Source organism: Bradyrhizobium sacchari (genome assembly GCF_002068095.1).
In the GTDB taxonomy this organism is placed as follows: Bacteria; Pseudomonadota; Alphaproteobacteria; order Rhizobiales; family Xanthobacteraceae; genus Bradyrhizobium; species Bradyrhizobium sacchari.
The window spans coordinates 37,992-53,707 of the sequence record NZ_LWIG01000054.1 but is presented as its reverse complement, the minus strand read 5'-3'; the positions used below and the strand labels follow the sequence as shown (position 1 = coordinate 53,707).

Here is a 15,716-nt window from a genome sequence, read left to right as displayed (position 1 = left end):
CGGCCGGTGGTTATGGGTCCCGGCCTTCCTGCGCTTTGCGCACTAGACCGGGACGGCTCGTGGACGGATCGTCGCCCTCGATCTCCTGCGGCAGCTCGATCACGACACGGCCGCCTTTGAGGTCGACCTCGGGCACCACCGCATTGGAGAACGGCAGCAGCAGCGTCGCGCCCTTGAGCGGCGCGATCTCGATGATGTCGCCGGCGCCGAAATTATGGATCGCGAGCACGCGGCCGAGCGGCTCGCCATCCGTGGTGACGGCGGCGAGTCCGATCAGGTCGGTGTGGTAATATTCGTCCTCGTCCGTCGCGGGCAGTTTTTCGCGCGCGACGTAGAGCTCGATGCCGTTGAGGCGCTCGGCCTCATCGCGGGTCGTGACGCCCTTGAACGTCGCGACCAGATGGTCCTTGGCCTCGCGCGCCGTCGCGACCTCGAACTGGCGCTTGCCGTCCTTGGACAGCAGCGGACCGTAGCGGCGCACGGCAAACGGATCCTCGGTGAAGGTCCATAGCTTGACCGCACCGCGCACACCATGCGCGGCGCCGATCCGCGCGACGCAGACCAGCGCCGACATGATCTAGCCTTAGCCCTTGGCGGCGGCTTCGGCCTGCGCCTTGCGCTCCTTGCGCGGCACGGCCTTCTCGGGGTTGTTGCGCGCTTCGCGCTTCTTGACGCCAGCGGCATCGAGGAAACGCATCACGCGGTCCGACGGCTGCGCGCCCTTGGCGAGCCAGGACTTCACCTTGTCCATGTCGAGCTTGAGGCGGGTCTCGTTGTCCTTCGGCAGCAGCGGGTTGAAATAGCCGAGACGCTCGATGAAGCGGCCATCGCGGGGGAAGCGCGAATCGGCGACGACGACGTGATAGACGGGACGCTTCTTGGTGCCTGCACGGGCGAGGCGGATAACGACGGACATTCAGTTCTCCTTCAAAATACGTTTTGTTCGGTCGATTGGTATTCCGCGTCACGCGGGACCGGTGCGATCCCCCGCGACGAATTCCTCATTTCTTCTTCCCCGGGAAGCCGCCGAGGCCCGGCAGCGTCGGCTTGCCGCTCAGCCCGGTCAGTCCGGGAAGGTTGGGCAGGCCGCTGCGAAGACCGGGCGGCAGATCCTTCGGCAGATTCGGCAGGCCACCGCCGCCGGCCTGCATCTTTTCCTGCATCGCCTTCATCTCTTCCGGCGAGGGCATCTTCATGCCGCCGCCAAAGCCCATCGCCTGCGCGATGCCCGCGAGCGGGCCGCGCTTGCCCGAGCCCATGGCCTTCATCACGTCGGCCATGTTCCGGTGCATCTTGAGCAGCTTGTTGACGTGCTCGACGCTCTGGCCACTTCCGGCCGCGATGCGCTTCTTGCGGCTTGCTTTCAGCAGGTCCGGATGACGGCGCTCGTCGCGCGTCATGGAATCGATGATCGCGACCTGGCGCTTCAAAATCTTGTCGTCGATGCCGGCCGCCGCGATCTGGTTCTTCATCTTGGAGATGCCGGGCATCATGCCCATCAGGCCGCTGATGCCGCCCATGTTGGACATCTGCAACAGCTGCTCGCGCATGTCGTTGAGGTCGAACTGACCCTTGCGCATGCGCTCGGCGGTGCGCGCGGCCTTCTCGGCGTCGATATTGGCGGCGGCGCGCTCGACCAGGGAGACCACGTCGCCCATGCCGAGGATGCGGCCGGCGATACGGTCGGGGTGGAAATCCTCCAGCGCATCGGTCTTTTCGCCGGTGCCGATCAGCTTGATCGGCTTGCCGGTGACCGCGCGCATCGACAGCGCGGCGCCGCCGCGGCCGTCGCCGTCCACACGTGTCAGCACGATGCCGGTGAGGCCGACGCGCTGGTCGAACGAGCGCGCCAGGTTCACCGCGTCCTGGCCGGTGAGCGAATCGGCGACCAGCAGCACTTCATGCGGGTTGGCCGCGGCTTTGATCGCCGCTGCCTCCGTCATCATCTCTTCATCGAGCGTGGTGCGGCCGGCGGTGTCGAGCAGCACGATGTCGTAGCCGCCTAGCTTGCCGGCTTCCAGCGCGCGCTTCGCGATCTGCGGCGGCTGCTGTCCGGCGACGATCGGCAGGGTCGGAATGTCGAGGTCGCGGCCGAGCACGGCCAGCTGCTCCATCGCCGCCGGACGATAGACGTCGAGCGAGGCCATCAGCACCTTGCGCTTGTCGCGCTGGACCAGGCGGCGAGCGAGCTTTGCGGTGGTGGTGGTCTTGCCGGAGCCTTGCAGGCCGACCATCATGATCGGCACCGGCGGCACGGCATTGACGTCGAGGGTCTGGCCTTCGGCGCCGAGCGTGTTGATCAGCTCGTCATGGACGATCTTGACCACCATCTGGCCGGGGGTGACCGACTTGACGACGGTGGCGCCGATCGCCTGCTCGCGCACGCGCTCGGTGAAGCTGCGCACGACCTCGAGCGCGACGTCGGCCTCCAGCAGCGCGCGGCGCACCTCGCGCATCGCGGCGTCTACGTCCTTTTCGGTCAGCGCACCGCGCCCCGTCAGACGATCGAGAATGCCACCAAGCCGTTCCGACAGATTGTCGAACAATGCCGTTGTCCTGTTGCTGTCCCCGAGTGAGGGGCGCGCCGCTACTCTCCGCTGTCATGCCCCGCGAAGGCGGGCATCCAGTACGCCGCGGCTCCTCGGTTCCAGCCGAGCTGTCTCGGAGTCCTGGATCCCCCGCCTTCGCGGGGGATGACCACTTCCTTGGGCAAACGATCTTCCAAACACCTTTGCGCCCGAGGGCGCACAGCGCTGTCGGGCGTTGACCTCCGGCCTCGCGGGCCGGTCGGCGGGTCGAAAAGAAAGCCTTTCCGAGAAAGTGGCGGGGTTAAACGCCGCTCCCGCCCAAAAGTCAAGGAAAGTTAGGGCGCCGGCAGGTGTTTGCCAGGGCAAGGCTCTGAAATTATGTCCCTTTTGTCGATGGGTTCCTTTTTGCGCCGCCCTGCCCATATAGGCGGTAATGACTTGCCACCCCGACCATCCCTAGAAGCCCGCCCGTGCCGGTCACCCGCCGCCGCCTTTTCGGACTGCTCGCCGGAGCCGGTGCCCTGGTCGGCGTCCCCTCCCTCTGGATGTCTCGCATGAAGACCTATGACGGCCCCGCCTCCGACCATTTCAACGGCCTGCAATTCTTCGATCCGGACGGGGCGCCGCCGAAATCGCTGCGAGAGGTGCTGCGCTGGCAGTTCAGCGGCAAGCGGCAACGGGCGGCCTGGCCGGACTGGGCTCCGAGCCCCCATGCCGACACCCCGCCGGAGCGGGTCGATGGCGGCAAGGTGCGGCTCTCCTTCGTCGGGCATGCCAGCTGGCTGATCCAGGCCGGCGGCCTCAACATCCTGGTCGATCCCGTCTGGTCCTCGCGGGTCTCGCCGGTCGGCTGGGCGGGGCCGAAGCGGCACAATGATCCCGGCATCGCCTTCGAGAAGCTGCCGAAGGTCGACGTCGTGTTGGTCTCGCATGGCCACTACGATCATCTCGACATGGCGACGCTGTCGCGCCTCGCGAAGAACTTTGGCCCGCGCGTCGTGACCCCGCTCGGCAACGACGTGACGATGCGCGGCGTCGATCCCTCGATCAGGGCGGAAGCGTTCGACTGGCACGACCGCGTCGAGCTCGGCGAAGGCGTTGCCGTGCATCTGGTGCCGACCCGGCACTGGACCGCGCGCGGCCTGTTCGACCGCAACAAGGCGCTGTGGGCGAGTTTCGTCCTGGAGACGCCGGCCGGGAAGATCTACGTGGTCTGCGATTCCGGCTATGGCGACGGCCGGCATTTCCGCCGCGTCGCCGAGAAGCACGGCAAGCTGCGTCTCGCCATCCTCCCCATCGGCGCCTATGAGCCACGCTGGTTCATGCGCGACCAGCACATGAATCCCGAGGACGCGGTGAAGGCGCTGGCCGATTGCGGCGCCGAGGCCGCGCTCGGGCATCACCACGGCACGTTCCAGCTCACTGACGAAGCAATCGACGCGCCGGCGAAAGCGCTGGTGGAAGCGCTCGAAGCGGCAAAGATTCCGCAGGAGAAGTTCGTGGCGATGAAGCCCGGGCAGGTCGTGGAGATTTAGCTCGTGTCCCCATAAACCCGGCGCGCGATGCGACGAAAGCAATGTCCGCTTTGCTCCTATCGCGACAAGTGCGTGCGACTCTGCGCCGTTGAACCAGAAAGCCCCTGACGCAACAAAACACCATGAATTTGTTTCGGTCGGAAGACCTTGATTGATCGATGGATGGAACCGGCCTGTGGGACTTTTGCTGAGAATTGTGCTTGCAACCGCTCTTGTGAACCTTGCTCCAGCCGTCGCCCAGGCGAAGAATGCCGTCGCTTCTCCTGCCTTGCAGAAGGAGTTCGATGGCTTCATCGAGAAGTTTCGCGCGGCGCTGAAGGCAAACGATTCCGCCGCCGTCGCCGGTATGACACGATTGCCGTTCATGAACGACAACGCAATTCGCGACGCCGCGCAATTTGGCGCCAAGACCTATCGGACCTCGTTCACGGCAAAAAATCGCGCGTGTATCCAGCGCGGTAAGGCCGTCTACGATCGCGATGATTATAAGAACGACAGTTACTTCATCTTCTGCGGCGAGCTCATCTTCGTCTTTACCAAGACGCCGGCGGGGTTCCTTTTTACAGATATCAGCGCGAATGACTGATTAGGTCTTGCGCCGACGTGCCTCTTACGAACGAGACTATTGCCCGGCCTTGATCGCCCAGCTCACATTCACCGTCACCGACAGCGTCTCCTCGCCGGGCGCGACCGCGGCGGGCGCCGCCATCGGGGCCGTCGCAATCCGCGCCTTGAACAGCGGCACCGGCGCGCCGCCCTCGGAGACGCTGAGCGGCGCGCCCAGCGTCACGCCAGTGGCCTTCGCATAGATCTCGGCCTTGCGGCGCGCGTCCGCCACCGCCTGCTCGCGGGCATCGTCGAGCAGTTTTGAGGCCTGCGTCACCTCGAACGAGATGTTGCCGATATCGTTGGCACCGGCGCTGACCAGCGTGTCGATGACGCCGGCCGCCTTGGTCACGTCGCGGATCTTCACCGTGACGCGGTTGGAGGCGCGGAAGCCGACCACGGGCGACGCGCCGGTGGATTTGTTCTGGCCGTATTGCGGCTGCAGCGACAGCCGCGAGGTCTGGTAGTCCTTCTCGGCGATGCCGGCGCTCTTCAGCGCCAGCAGCACCTTGCCCATCGCGGCGTTGTTGGCATCGGAGGCTTCCTTCGCCGTCTTGGCGTCGCTCGCGACGCCTGCGTCGATCTGCGCGAGGTCCGGCACCACCGAGACGGTGGCTTCGCCGCTCACCGAGATCGCGGCGGGAAAATCGTCGGCGCGCGCGGGCGCGGCCAGCAAAGTGGTGGCAAGGACGGCGGCGAGTACGGCAGCAAGTACGGCAGGCTTTTTCATCAATCTCACTTCAGGGGTACGAAAACGTTGATCACGAGCTTGTCCTCGGCCGTCTTCAGGGGATCGGTGAGGTACTCCTCGATGAAGGTGTCCTTGGCTTCCAGCCTCTTGTCGTCGAGGTGATTGGTGATCGCCTCATAAGTGTTGTCCATGTTGTCGTAGGAGCCGCGATGGACGAATTTCAGCGCCTTGCCCTCCGGCGATTTGCCGATGCTCATGTCCTTGGGCAGGTTCTTGGGGTCCTGCTCGACCGGGATCTCTGCGAGGAAGGTGAAGCCGGTGTCGTCCGTCGAGGTGTAGACGATCATCGAGTTGCCGGCGTGCTTGATGCCCTGCTTGTCCAGCAGCGTATTGAGCGCCTTGAAGGCGTCGATCAGCGTGTCGAAGGCGGAATCCCAATTGGCGGTGCCCTTGACCATCACGACCTTCTTCGGCTCGAGCGTCGTCTCGAGGCCGAAGGGGTCGGCGGTCTGCACCGGAGGTGGCGTCGCGGCCGCAGCGGGCGGCGGGGTCTGCGGGCTGGGGGAGGCGCTGGCTGCGGGTGATGGCGAGGCTGCAGGCGCGGGAGAGGCGCTGGCCGCCGGCGATGGCGTTGCGGCCGGGGCGGGCAACGCGCTCGCGGCCGGGGCGGGCGAGGCCGACGGGGCTGGCGAAGGGCTTGTCGTAGAAGGGCTTGCCGAGGCGGCCGGGCTCGGGGACTGCGCCAGAGCGCCGGATAAACCAAGCGACAAGGCCGCTGCCGGGATCAGCGCGGCCAGAACAAGACGACGAAAACTGTTCATTTTATTCTCCCCAAGGCCGTGGTTCGCCAGGGCCTTAAATCATCAAGGCCTTACCCACCAAGGCCTTAACCCGGCCGCGCATCCCCGTTCACGCGAACCGCGCCGTTCTAACACGCGAGCGCCGAATTCGTCCCATGACAGATGCGTCATGGCAGATGTCCTGCTCGCGGCGGCAAATCACTGGCCAAGCGGGCAAGGATCGCCATATAAGGCAGGCGAAATTCGGGAATTTTCATGAGCGCGCTGGCCAACCACGCATTTGCCAAGATGAACGGCATCGGCAACGAGATCGTCGTTGTCGACATGCGCGATTCCACCTCAAAGGTCACGCCCGACGACGCCCGCGCCGTGGCGTCCGCGCAGGGCGTGCCCTACGACCAGCTCATGGTGCTGCAGAAGCCCCGGCTTGACGGCACCGAGGCCTTCATCAGCATCTACAACAATGACGGCTCCGAGGCCGGCGCCTGCGGCAACGGCATGCGCTGCGTGGTCCGCCGCATCTTCGAGAAGACCGGCCAGACCACGGCGACGTTCGAGACGGCGGCCGGCCTGCTCAATGCCTGGCAGGGTCCGGCGCCCGATCTCTACACCGTCGACATGGGCGCGCCGAAGTTCGGCTGGCAGGACATTCCGCTGGCGGAAGAGTTTCGCGACACCCGCTACATCGAATTGCAGATCGGGCCGATCGACAATCCGATCCTGCATTCACCGTCAGCGGTGAGCATGGGCAATCCGCACGCGGTGTTCTGGGTGGACGACGTCAACGCCTACGATCTCGGCCGCTTCGGTCCGCTGCTCGAAAACCATCCGATCTTCCCCGAGCGCGCCAACATCACGCTCGCCCATATCGTCGATCGCGAGCACATCACCATCCGCACCTGGGAGCGCGGCGCCGGCCTGACCCGGGCCTGCGGCTCGGCGGCCTGCGCGACGGCGGTTGCGGCCGCGCGGCTGAAGCGCGCCGAGCGAAAGGTCGAGATCACGCTGCCCGGCGGCAAGCTCGGCATCGAATGGCGCGAGCGCGACGACCATGTGCTGATGACGGGCACGGCGACCTTCGAATATGAGGGCCAGTTCGATCCGGCGCTGTTCGCGCCGGTCGGCTGATGGCTGTCGACATCGTCACCTTCGGCTGCCGCCTCAACGCCTTCGAGGCCGAGGTGATGCGCCGCGAGGCAGAAGGCGCGGGGCTTTCCGACACCATCGTCATCAATAGCTGCGCCGTCACCAACGAGGCGGTGGCGCAGGCGCGCCAATCGATCCGCAAGCTGAAGCGCGAGCGCCCCGAGGCGCGCATTGTCGTCACCGGCTGCGCGGCGCAGACGCAAAGCCAGATGTTCGCCGACATGGCCGAGGTCGATCGCGTCGTCGGCAATGACGACAAGATGCGCGGCGATGCCTGGCGCGAGGCGCGCGCGGCCTTTGATCTCGGCGCCAGCGAAAAGATCGCCGTTAGCGATATCATGGCGGTCCGGGAGATGGCGCCGCATCTGATCGACGGCTTTGCCAGCGGCCTGCCGCGCGTGTTCGTGCAGGTGCAGAACGGCTGCGACCATCGCTGCACGTTCTGCATCATTCCGTTCGGCCGCGGCAATTCGCGTTCGGTGCCGATGGGCGCGGTGGTCGAGCAGGTGCGGGCGCTCGTGGCGCGCGGCCATGCCGAGATCGTGCTGACCGGCGTCGATCTCACCAGCTATGGCGCCGATTTGCCCGGCGCACCGAAGCTCGGCATGCTGACGAAGCAGATTTTGCGGCATGTGCCGGACTTGAGGCGCCTGCGCATCTCCTCGATCGATTCGATCGAGGCCGATAACGACCTGCTCGACGCCATCGCCGAGGATGCGCGGCTGATGCCGCATCTGCATCTGTCGCTGCAGTCTGGCGACGACATGATCCTGAAACGCATGAAGCGGCGGCATGCGCGGCAGGATGCGATCGCCTTCTGCGACCAGGTGCGCCGCCTGCGTCCCGATGTCGCCTTCGGCGCCGACATCATCGCAGGCTTTCCGACCGAGACCGAGGAGATGTTCTCGCGCTCGCTCGATCTGGTCGAGGAGTGCGGCCTGACGTTCCTGCACGTCTTCCCTTATTCTCCGCGCCCCGGCACGCCGGCCGCGCGGATGCCGCAGGTTGCGGGCGGCGTGATCAAGGACCGCGCGAAGCGGTTGCGTGCAGCCGGTGAGGCAGCGCTGCGGCAGCGGCTGCAAGCCGAGATCGGCGCGACGCGCGAGGTGCTGATCGAGAGCGACGGGCAGGGCCGCTCGGAGCATTATCTGCCGGTGGCGATTGCAGGTGAGCGGGTGGGGAGTGTTGTGCCGCGGGCGATTGCCGGCAGTGATGGCGGGCGGCTGACGACGTAAGCCGACTGTGGGGAGTCGCGACGCGCTGCTTCCCCAATGTCGTCCCGGCGAAGGGCCGGGATCCATACCGCGTGATCCATCGGTGATGCGCGGTGCTTGTCCCAACAGAGCAGAGCAACTGCTAGCCCTGGCCAAACTGCTCCCTGTGGTTATGGGTCCCGGCCTTCGCCGGGACGACACTAGGACTGTGAACGCAGCGTGCCCAAACGCGCGCGTCCTACGACGCCCGCACCTGCCAGAACCGCAGCGTGCGCCTTGCATTCTCCGCCGTCATTCGCGCGAAATGGCCCTGCGCTCTCGCGAGATCGGCCGGCTTCATCGCGCCTGTCGCGAAACGGCTTTCGAGCACGGCGACGGTGGTCTCCCAGCTGAGCTGCGCCGCCCTGCACGGCACCAGGAGGCCGTCCTCGCGCAGGCTCTGCATCAGCGGACGGATCACCTCGACGGTCGATCCGGCCAACGCGGCCAGGGCCGCGGCGGTCTCCTCATAGCGCCGCTGTCTGGCAAAGCCTGACAGCGTCGCCTCATTGAGCTGTCCGGTGGCCTTGAGATGGGCGATGGCGCGCTTGGCGCCTTCGAAATCGCGGACAGCGGACATCTCGCGCTCGACGCCGACGGTGACGGCGGCGATCGCGCTCTGGATCTCCTCGAACAGATGCGGCGGCGCGCGCGACAACAGGCGGGTGCGCACCGCGTCCGTCGCCGACCGCATCAGCCGGCGGCGCAGATCCGACGGCAGGTCGACACGGACGCCGACGCTCACCGCGAGTTCCGGATCGCTTTCGGCCTGGCCGACGATGACTGCAAAGCCGTTGCCGGAGACGCGCGCGCCGGGATTGGCCGCGAGCCGCCGGCTGACGCTGGGATAGCGCCGCGCCAGCAGCGCGTCGGTGACGATCTCCTTCAGCCACCAGCGGCCGGCGACCGCGAGCAGATGCGGCTCGCCCTTGCTGGCCGCGATCTTCACCAGCTCGCCATCGTCGAGGCGCGCGGATTCCTGCAGCACGGGCCCGGCAATGCGGATCTCGTCATTGTTGGCGAGGCGGCGGATCACGGACGGCGGTGCCTGCGCGATCGGCGCCAGCTGCGCGCTGATCTCCGCGAGCGCCACGCGCGCGCCCATGTCCGCAATCGCGCGCAGCTCGATGGTGCCGATCAGGCGTTCGAGCACGTCGTCGAACAGCGCGATCTGCTCGTCGTCAAAACTGCCGGCGGAGGACAGGAACAGGTCGGTGACGCGCCGCGCCGTTTCCAGGCCCTTTTCCGGCGAGCCGATCCGAAGTGCGGATTCGACCTCGTCGATGATCGATAGCTCGGCCTTGGGCATGACGCGCGGCTCGTCCTGAGCGAATTGACGGAAGCTTGTTCTAAGCAACCGCTATCATTAGAGGCGAGCCCTGAACGTTTCGTAAACCATGGGCGACCGCTCCTCATCCTGAGGAGCCCGCAAAGCGGGCGTCTCGAAGGATGGCCACAGGCGAGATGCGGGCCTGCATGGTTCGAGACGGCGCTGACGCGCCTCCACACCATGAGGGTCTACTGGTTCTACGCCTACTCCCCATTCCACCCGCAGGCGCGGAGCTTTTCGTGCATGTGCGGCGGGGCCGGTGCCACCACGCGGATCGGTTCCTTGTTCCGGGAGATCGGCACCACGATCTCGCGGGAGTGCAGATGCAGCTTCGGCTCACCGAAGCGCGGACCGTTGCCGTAAATGTTATCGCCGAAGATCGGCCACCCGGTCGCCGACGAATGCACCCGCAATTGATGAGTCCGCCCGGTCACCGGTTCCATGGCAAGCCAGGTGAAGCCGTCGCCCCGGCCCATCACTTTCCAATTGGTGATCGCCTTCTGGCCCTCGGGGTCCGGCTTCTGCCACCAGCCGCGTTCGGCATTGAGCCGGCCGAGCGGCATGTCGATCATGCCTTCGTCTTCGGCAGGGCCGCCCTCGACCACGGTCCAGTAGGTCTTGCCGATCTTGCCGTGTTTGAACAGCAGGCCGAGCGAGGCGGTCGCCTTGCGATGGCGGCCGAGCACGAGGCAACCCGAGGTATCCTTGTCGAGCCGGTGGGCCAGCACCGGCGGCCGCGGCAGGCCAAAGCGGAGCGCGTCGAAGGAATCCTCCAGATTGGGGCCGCCCTTGGGGCCGCGATGCACGGGCAGGCCGGCCGGCTTGTCGATGACCAGCATCAGCCCGTCGCGATGGAGCACGCGGGCCAGGATCTCGTCGGCGGTCAATTGGGGAACATCGAGCAATTGCAAGACTTTCGGTCAAGGCTTTCGTTTGCGAGCCGGAACGGCTAACACGCCACCATGAACGATACCACCTCCGAGACCCCCAAGCTGAGCTGGTGGCGCCGCCTGTCCAACGGGCTGAAGCGCACCTCGTCCTCGCTCGGGACCGCGGTCGCCGACCTCGTCACCAAGCGCAAGCTCGACCGCGCCATGCTCGACGACATCGAGGACGTGCTGCTGCGCGCCGACCTCGGCACCTCCGTGGCGGTGCGGATCGCGGATGCGGTCGGCGCCGGCCGATACGACAAGGCGATCTCGGCGGACGAGGTCAAGGACGTCGTGGCGAGCGAGGTCGAGAAGGTGTTGTCGCCGGTGGCCAAGCCGCTCGAGATCGATACGGGCAAGACGCCGTTCGTCATTCTCGTGGTCGGCGTCAACGGCTCCGGCAAGACCACCACCATCGGCAAGCTCTCGCAGAAATTCGCATCCGAAGGCCGCAAGGTGATGCTCGCCGCCGGCGACACCTTCCGTGCCGCCGCCATCGAGCAGCTCAAGGTCTGGGGCGAGCGCACCAAGACGCCGGTCATCGCCGGCGCGCAGGGCTCGGACTCCGCAAGCCTCGCCTTCAACGCGCTCACCGCGGCGAAGGAGCAGAGCATCGACGTGCTCCTGATCGACACCGCCGGCCGCCTGCAGAACAAGGCCGAGCTGATGAACGAGCTCGAAAAGGTCGTGCGCGTGATCCGCAAGGTGGATGACACTGCGCCGCATGCCGTGTTGCTGGTGCTGGATGCTACTGTCGGCCAGAACGCGCTGTCGCAGGTCGAGGCCTTCCATCGCACCGCCGGGGTCACCGGCCTCGTGATGACCAAGCTCGACGGCACCGCGCGCGGCGGCATTTTGGTGGCGCTCGCCGAGAAGTTCAAACTGCCGGTGCATTTCATCGGCGTCGGCGAAGGCGTCGACGATCTCGCGCCGTTCACCGCGCGCGATTTCGCCCGCGCGATCGCCGGAATCGAAAGCTGAGAATGGACAAGACCCAGCCGCATCCGCTGTTCAAGCTTGCGACCGAGCTCGGTCCGCTGCTCGTGTTCTTCTTCGTCAATGCGAAGTTCAACCTGTTTGCCGCGACCGGCGCCTTCATGGTCGCGATCGTCGCGGCGATGGCCGCCTCCTATGTGGTGACGCGGCACATCCCGATCATGGCGATCGTGACCGGCGTGATCGTCCTGGTGTTCGGGACGCTGACCCTGGTGCTGCACGACGAGACCTTCATCAAGGTCAAGCCGACCATCATCTACGGCCTGTTCGCCGCGATCCTCGGCGGCGGCCTGTTGTTCGGTCGCTCCTTCATCGCCGTGATGTTCGACCAGATGTTCAATCTGACGCCGCAGGGCTGGCGCATCCTCACGCTGCGCTGGGCGCTGTTCTTCGCCGGCATGGCGGTGCTGAACGAGATCGTCTGGCGCACCCAGAGCACGGATTTCTGGGTGAACTTCAAGGTGTTCGGCGTCACACCGATCACGATGATCTTCGCCATCGCCCAGATGCCGCTGACCAAGCGCTACGGGATCGAGCCGGCGTCGCTGGAGACCAGCGAGGCCGAGGCGGGGGATGTCAGGAAGGGGTAGGTCTCTCCGCTCGTCATTGCGAGCGAAGCGAGGCAATCCCGAATGCCTCTGCGGAGAGACTCTGGATTGCTTCGTCGCAAGGGCTCCTCGCAATGACGGTCTTGGCTAAGACCCCGCCTTCAGCGCCTTCTCCATCTGCGGCAACAGCACCTTCTGCAGATTGTCCGGCGTGATCGGGCCGACCAGCTTGTAGAGGATGGTGCCCTCGCGCCCGACGACAAACGTCTCCGGCACGCCATAGACCCCCCATTCGATCGAGGCGCGGCCATTGGCGTCGACGCCGACGTGGCCGAACGGGTTGCCGTAACGGCCGAGGAAGCGGCGCGCGTTGTCGGCGGCGTCCTTGTAGTTGATGCCGACGAGCTGGAAGCGCTTGTCCTTGGCGAGTTCGGTCAGAAGCGGCGCTTCGTCATGACACGGCACGCACCAGGACGCCCAGACATTGACGAGGCTGACCTTGCCCTTGAAGGCGGCCGGATCGAGCCCCGGCACCTGCGCGCCGTTGTCCTGCAGTCCCTCGAGCGGCGGCAGCGCGGTCTGCGGCGCGGGCCGGCCGATCAGTGCGGAGGGAATCCGCGAGATATCGCCGCTGCCGAGCCGGAACCAGAACAGCACGGCAAGGCCGATGAAAGCGATCAGCGGCAGCACCATCAGGACGGTGCGGCGCTGCGGCGGTACGGAGGTCGATTGCTGGCTCATGACGCATCCATCGCGCCGCGGCCCGAGCGGCGGGTGATGCCGCTACGGTCGAGTTCGCGCAGGCGCCTTGTCTGGTTGCGATGGTCGAGCACGATCCAAAAGATCAGGATCACGACGACGAGCGCCGCCGCCGCATAGGACGTCACGATGAAGGAGGCGTAGGGACCGAGCGACATGATCACGCCGCCCCAACTTCGTTCGACGCGCTTCCCTCACGCGGGCCGGCGCTCGAGAACGCGACGCGGCTCGCCTGCATCATCTGCAGCGAACGGACGCGGCGGCGCAGGATCTCGTTGCGCATCGCCGCCAGATGCAGCGTGACGAACAAAAGCGTGAAGGCGATCGCCATCACCAAAAGCGGGATGAGGAAGGACTTATCGAGCGTCGAGCCGCCCATGCGCATCACGGAGGCCGGCTGGTGCAACGTGTTCCACCAGTCGACCGAGAACTTGATGATCGGCAGGTTGATCGCGCCGACCAGCGTCAGCACCGCCGCGGCGCGCGCCGCGCGCGAGGGATCATCGACCGCGCGCCACAGTGCCATCAGGCCGAGATACATCAGGAACAGGATCAGCACCGAGGTCAGCCGCGCATCCCATTCCCAATAGGTGCCCCACATCGGCCGGCCCCACAGCGAGCCCGTGAGCAGCGCGAGGAAGGTGAAGCTGGCGCCGATGGGAGCTGCCGCTTTCGCGGCGACGTCGGCGAGCGGATGCCGCCACACCAGCGTGCCGAGCGAGGCGATGCTCATCACGCCCCAGACGAACATCGACAGCCAGGCATTGGGCACGTGGATGAACATGATCTTGACGGTCGCACCCTGCTGGTAGTCGTCGGGTGCAAGAGCGGATTGGTAGAGGCCGATGGCGAGCAGGATGACGGTCGCGGCCGCGAGCCAGGGCAACAGGCGCGCTGTCAGCGCGAGGAACCGCGTGGGGTTGGCGAGGTCGATCAGCGTCATGGTATTCTGATAATCACCGGTTGCTGCTCACGCAATCAGCATAAAAGCGGGATGCGAAAGTTGATCGGGGTCAAGGTCAGTCCAGTCCTACTCAATCCAGTCCATGCCGCAGGCTCGCCGCCGCCGCGAAGGGGCCGACCACGAGGCTGACCAGCGACAGCGCGCACAGGATCGAGAACGGCGCCCCGAACGTCATGGGGCCGACGATCGCGGCCTGCGAGGCCGCGACGCCGAAGATCAGCACCGGGATCGACAACGGCAGCACCAGCACGGCCATCAACAATCCGCCGCGATGCAGCGTCACCGCCAGCCCCGCGCCGATCATGCCGGTGAAGGTCAGGGCCGGCGTGCCTGCCAGCAGCGTCAGCGCCACCGCGCCGGTCGCGACCATATCGAGGTTCAGCAACAGGCCGAGCACCGGGGTTGCGACGATCAGCGGCAGGCCGGCGGCCAGCCAATGCGCCAGCGCCTTGGCGGCGCAGGCGAGTTCCAACGGGGTCCGGCTCATCGTGATCAGGTCGAGCGAGCCGTCCTCGTGGTCGGCCATGAACAGCCGGTCCAGGGTGAGCAGGCTCGCCAGCAGCGCGCCGAGCCAGAGGATCGCCGGCCCCAGCCGCGACAGCAGCGCCAGGTCCGGCCCGACCGCGAACGGCATCAGCACGACCACGGTCAGGAAGAACAGCACGCCAATGAGCGCCCCGCCGCCGACGCGCAGCGCGATCCTGATGTCCCGGCGGATCAGGGCGGCGAGGGCGGTCATGGGGTGGCTCCCGTGACGAAGCAGCGGTGAGAGCCCGCCTCGAGCCGGGCGCACGCTGCGCTCCCTCCCCCCTTGTGGGGGAGGGCGGGGGAGAAGGGTAGCCCCGGAAATGGTGAGCTTGGGAGCCGAGAAAGACTTCGGTCGATCCAGAGAGTCCCCGTGTGGCACCCCCCTCCCTGACCCTCACCCGCAAGGGGGGAGGGAACGGAGAGGCCGGTGGCGAGCCGCTTGGAAAGCTGAGGGTCCATCGGAATCACACCGCACCCCCGATCCGCAGCTCCCGTGAGTCGATCCCCAGCGGCGCATGGGTCGCGGCGATGATCATGCCGCCGCGGGCGAGGTGCTCGCGCATCAGGCCGCCGAACATGTCCTGGCCGGCGACGTCCAGCGCGGTGGTCGGCTCGTCCAGCAGCCAGATCCGGCGCCTGATCGTGAGCAGCCGGGCCAGCGAGAGCCGGCGGCGCTGGCCGGCGGACAGGAAGGCCGCGGGCAGATGGGTGGCGTGGTCGAGGCCGACGGCTGTGAGGCTCGCGGCGGCGTCGCCCCGCTCTCCGCCGAGAAAATCGGCCCAGAATGCCAGATTTTCCTTCACGCTCAGCGCCGGCTTCAGCGCGTCGCGATGGCCGAGATAGTGGCACTGCTCCGGCAGCGTCATTTCGGCGTCGCCCCCGTCCAGTATGATCGTGCCGCCGGCCGGAATGAGCAGCCCCGCGATCAGCCGCAGCAGCGAGGTCTTGCCGGATCCGTTGCGGCCCGTGACCGCCACGGCTTCGCCGGAGACGGCCGCGAAATCGAGCCCGGAAAACACCTCGCGCCCGCCGCGCACACAGGCGACCCCGCGTCCGGACAGTTGCAGCTTGCCTTGGTTCGATCCGCTCAATGCCGGGCCTCA

General features: G+C 66.4%; 18 protein-coding genes. 6 read left to right on the top strand and 12 right to left on the bottom strand.

Going from position 1 to position 15,716, the window contains the following annotated elements; translation table 11 throughout:
- Nucleotides 1-10: 10 nt before the first annotated feature.
- The 3 genes from rimM to ffh form a co-directional block, all read right to left on the bottom strand.
- The gene (rimM, locus tag A5906_RS34540; RefSeq protein ID WP_080139585.1) at nucleotides 11-574 is read right to left on the bottom strand and encodes a ribosome maturation factor RimM; all 564 of its coding nucleotides are present in this window, start codon (nucleotides 572-574) and stop codon (nucleotides 11-13) included.
- A 9-nt stretch (nucleotides 575-583) separates the two neighbouring features.
- Entirely contained in the window at nucleotides 584-916 is a 333-nt protein-coding gene (gene rpsP, locus A5906_RS34535; RefSeq protein WP_018643926.1) for a 30S ribosomal protein S16, read from the bottom strand.
- Nucleotides 917-1,001: 85 nt separating this feature from the next.
- Nucleotides 1,002-2,546 carry a signal recognition particle protein gene (gene ffh, locus A5906_RS34530; protein WP_080139584.1) on the bottom strand — a complete coding sequence of 515 codons (1,545 nt, stop codon included), beginning with the start codon at nucleotides 2,544-2,546 and terminating at the stop codon, nucleotides 1,002-1,004.
- 452 nt (nucleotides 2,547-2,998) lie between these two features.
- On the opposite strand from ffh, the gene A5906_RS34525 reads away from it, so the two are divergent.
- A complete protein-coding gene (locus tag A5906_RS34525; protein ID WP_080139583.1) occupies nucleotides 2,999-4,063 on the top strand; it encodes an MBL fold metallo-hydrolase in 1,065 nt (354 codons plus the stop codon).
- 151 nt (nucleotides 4,064-4,214) lie between these two features.
- Nucleotides 4,215-4,649 (top strand): hypothetical protein, encoded by a 435-nt coding sequence (locus A5906_RS34520; RefSeq protein WP_245327054.1) that lies wholly within the window; start codon nucleotides 4,215-4,217, stop codon nucleotides 4,647-4,649.
- Nucleotides 4,650-4,685: 36 nt separating this feature from the next.
- Here A5906_RS34520 and A5906_RS34515 read toward each other — a convergent pair whose 3' ends face one another.
- Together A5906_RS34515 and A5906_RS34510 are read right to left on the bottom strand one after the other, a co-directional pair.
- Entirely contained in the window at nucleotides 4,686-5,399 is a 714-nt protein-coding gene (locus A5906_RS34515; RefSeq protein WP_080139622.1) for an SIMPL domain-containing protein, read from the bottom strand.
- Between the two features lie 5 nt (nucleotides 5,400-5,404).
- Nucleotides 5,405-6,181 (bottom strand): GyrI-like domain-containing protein, encoded by a 777-nt coding sequence (locus tag A5906_RS34510; RefSeq protein ID WP_080139581.1) that lies wholly within the window; start codon nucleotides 6,179-6,181, stop codon nucleotides 5,405-5,407.
- Nucleotides 6,182-6,415: 234 nt separating this feature from the next.
- Between A5906_RS34510 and dapF the strand changes: the two genes are divergently transcribed.
- Together dapF and mtaB are read left to right on the top strand one after the other, a co-directional pair.
- Nucleotides 6,416-7,288 (top strand): diaminopimelate epimerase, encoded by an 873-nt coding sequence (dapF, locus tag A5906_RS34505; protein ID WP_080139580.1) that lies wholly within the window; start codon nucleotides 6,416-6,418, stop codon nucleotides 7,286-7,288.
- The gene (mtaB, locus tag A5906_RS34500) at nucleotides 7,288-8,541 is read left to right on the top strand and encodes a tRNA (N(6)-L-threonylcarbamoyladenosine(37)-C(2))-methylthiotransferase MtaB (RefSeq protein WP_080139579.1); all 1,254 of its coding nucleotides are present in this window, start codon (nucleotides 7,288-7,290) and stop codon (nucleotides 8,539-8,541) included. Before dapF ends, mtaB begins: the two co-directional genes overlap by 1 nt.
- Before the next feature lie 217 nt (nucleotides 8,542-8,758).
- Here the strand turns inward: mtaB and A5906_RS34495 are convergent, their stop codons facing one another.
- Together A5906_RS34495 and A5906_RS34490 are read right to left on the bottom strand one after the other, a co-directional pair.
- Nucleotides 8,759-9,868 (bottom strand): DUF2336 domain-containing protein, encoded by a 1,110-nt coding sequence (locus tag A5906_RS34495; protein WP_080139578.1) that lies wholly within the window; start codon nucleotides 9,866-9,868, stop codon nucleotides 8,759-8,761.
- Between the two features lie 224 nt (nucleotides 9,869-10,092).
- Nucleotides 10,093-10,794, bottom strand: coding sequence for an RluA family pseudouridine synthase (locus A5906_RS34490; RefSeq protein WP_080139577.1), 702 nt, complete (start codon nucleotides 10,792-10,794; stop codon nucleotides 10,093-10,095).
- A gap of 57 nt (nucleotides 10,795-10,851) precedes the next feature.
- Here A5906_RS34490 and ftsY point away from each other — a divergent pair, with 57 nt between their 5' ends.
- Entirely contained in the window at nucleotides 10,852-11,799 is a 948-nt protein-coding gene (gene ftsY, locus A5906_RS34485; RefSeq protein WP_080139576.1) for a signal recognition particle-docking protein FtsY, read from the top strand.
- Between the two features lie 2 nt (nucleotides 11,800-11,801).
- On the top strand, nucleotides 11,802-12,404 hold the full coding sequence (locus tag A5906_RS34480) for a septation protein A (protein ID WP_018643916.1): 603 nt from the start codon (nucleotides 11,802-11,804) through the stop codon (nucleotides 12,402-12,404).
- 105 nt (nucleotides 12,405-12,509) lie between these two features.
- Here A5906_RS34480 and A5906_RS34475 read toward each other — a convergent pair whose 3' ends face one another.
- The 5 genes from A5906_RS34475 to ccmA all read right to left on the bottom strand — a co-directional run bounded on the left by A5906_RS34475 (nucleotide 12,510) and on the right by ccmA (nucleotide 15,680).
- Entirely contained in the window at nucleotides 12,510-13,103 is a 594-nt protein-coding gene (locus tag A5906_RS34475) for a DsbE family thiol:disulfide interchange protein (RefSeq protein ID WP_080139575.1), read from the bottom strand.
- The gene (ccmD, locus tag A5906_RS34470; protein WP_080139574.1) at nucleotides 13,100-13,285 is read right to left on the bottom strand and encodes a heme exporter protein CcmD; all 186 of its coding nucleotides are present in this window, start codon (nucleotides 13,283-13,285) and stop codon (nucleotides 13,100-13,102) included. The genes A5906_RS34475 and ccmD overlap by 4 nt, the downstream gene beginning before the upstream one ends.
- Nucleotides 13,282-14,064, bottom strand: coding sequence for a heme ABC transporter permease (locus tag A5906_RS34465; RefSeq protein ID WP_080139573.1), 783 nt, complete (start codon nucleotides 14,062-14,064; stop codon nucleotides 13,282-13,284). The genes ccmD and A5906_RS34465 overlap by 4 nt, the downstream gene beginning before the upstream one ends.
- Before the next feature lie 91 nt (nucleotides 14,065-14,155).
- On the bottom strand, nucleotides 14,156-14,824 hold the full coding sequence (gene ccmB / locus A5906_RS34460) for a heme exporter protein CcmB (protein WP_080139572.1): 669 nt from the start codon (nucleotides 14,822-14,824) through the stop codon (nucleotides 14,156-14,158).
- A gap of 253 nt (nucleotides 14,825-15,077) precedes the next feature.
- On the bottom strand, nucleotides 15,078-15,680 hold the full coding sequence (ccmA, locus tag A5906_RS34455; protein ID WP_080139621.1) for a heme ABC exporter ATP-binding protein CcmA: 603 nt from the start codon (nucleotides 15,678-15,680) through the stop codon (nucleotides 15,078-15,080).
- Nucleotides 15,681-15,716 lie beyond the last annotated feature (36 nt).

What these genes read in the sequence shown, in the direction of transcription:
- rimM (WP_080139585.1), bottom strand. Translation starts at nt 574, where the DNA reads ATGTCGGCGCTGGTCTGCGTCGCGCGGATCGGCGCCGCGCATGGTGTG.
- rpsP (WP_018643926.1), bottom strand. Translation starts at nt 916, where the DNA reads ATGTCCGTCGTTATCCGCCTCGCCCGTGCAGGCACCAAGAAGCGTCCC.
- A5906_RS34515 (WP_080139622.1), bottom strand. Translation starts at nt 5,399, where the DNA reads ATGAAAAAGCCTGCCGTACTTGCTGCCGTACTCGCCGCCGTCCTTGCC.
- A5906_RS34510 (WP_080139581.1), bottom strand. Translation starts at nt 6,181, where the DNA reads ATGAACAGTTTTCGTCGTCTTGTTCTGGCCGCGCTGATCCCGGCAGCG.
- dapF (WP_080139580.1), top strand. Translation starts at nt 6,416, where the DNA reads ATGAGCGCGCTGGCCAACCACGCATTTGCCAAGATGAACGGCATCGGC.
- mtaB (WP_080139579.1), top strand. Translation starts at nt 7,288, where the DNA reads ATGGCTGTCGACATCGTCACCTTCGGCTGCCGCCTCAACGCCTTCGAG.
- A5906_RS34495 (WP_080139578.1), bottom strand. Translation starts at nt 9,868, where the DNA reads ATGCCCAAGGCCGAGCTATCGATCATCGACGAGGTCGAATCCGCACTT.
- ftsY (WP_080139576.1), top strand. Translation starts at nt 10,852, where the DNA reads ATGAACGATACCACCTCCGAGACCCCCAAGCTGAGCTGGTGGCGCCGC.
- A5906_RS34480 (WP_018643916.1), top strand. Translation starts at nt 11,802, where the DNA reads ATGGACAAGACCCAGCCGCATCCGCTGTTCAAGCTTGCGACCGAGCTC.
- A5906_RS34475 (WP_080139575.1), bottom strand. Translation starts at nt 13,103, where the DNA reads ATGAGCCAGCAATCGACCTCCGTACCGCCGCAGCGCCGCACCGTCCTG.
- A5906_RS34465 (WP_080139573.1), bottom strand. Translation starts at nt 14,064, where the DNA reads ATGACGCTGATCGACCTCGCCAACCCCACGCGGTTCCTCGCGCTGACA.
- ccmB (WP_080139572.1), bottom strand. Translation starts at nt 14,824, where the DNA reads ATGACCGCCCTCGCCGCCCTGATCCGCCGGGACATCAGGATCGCGCTG.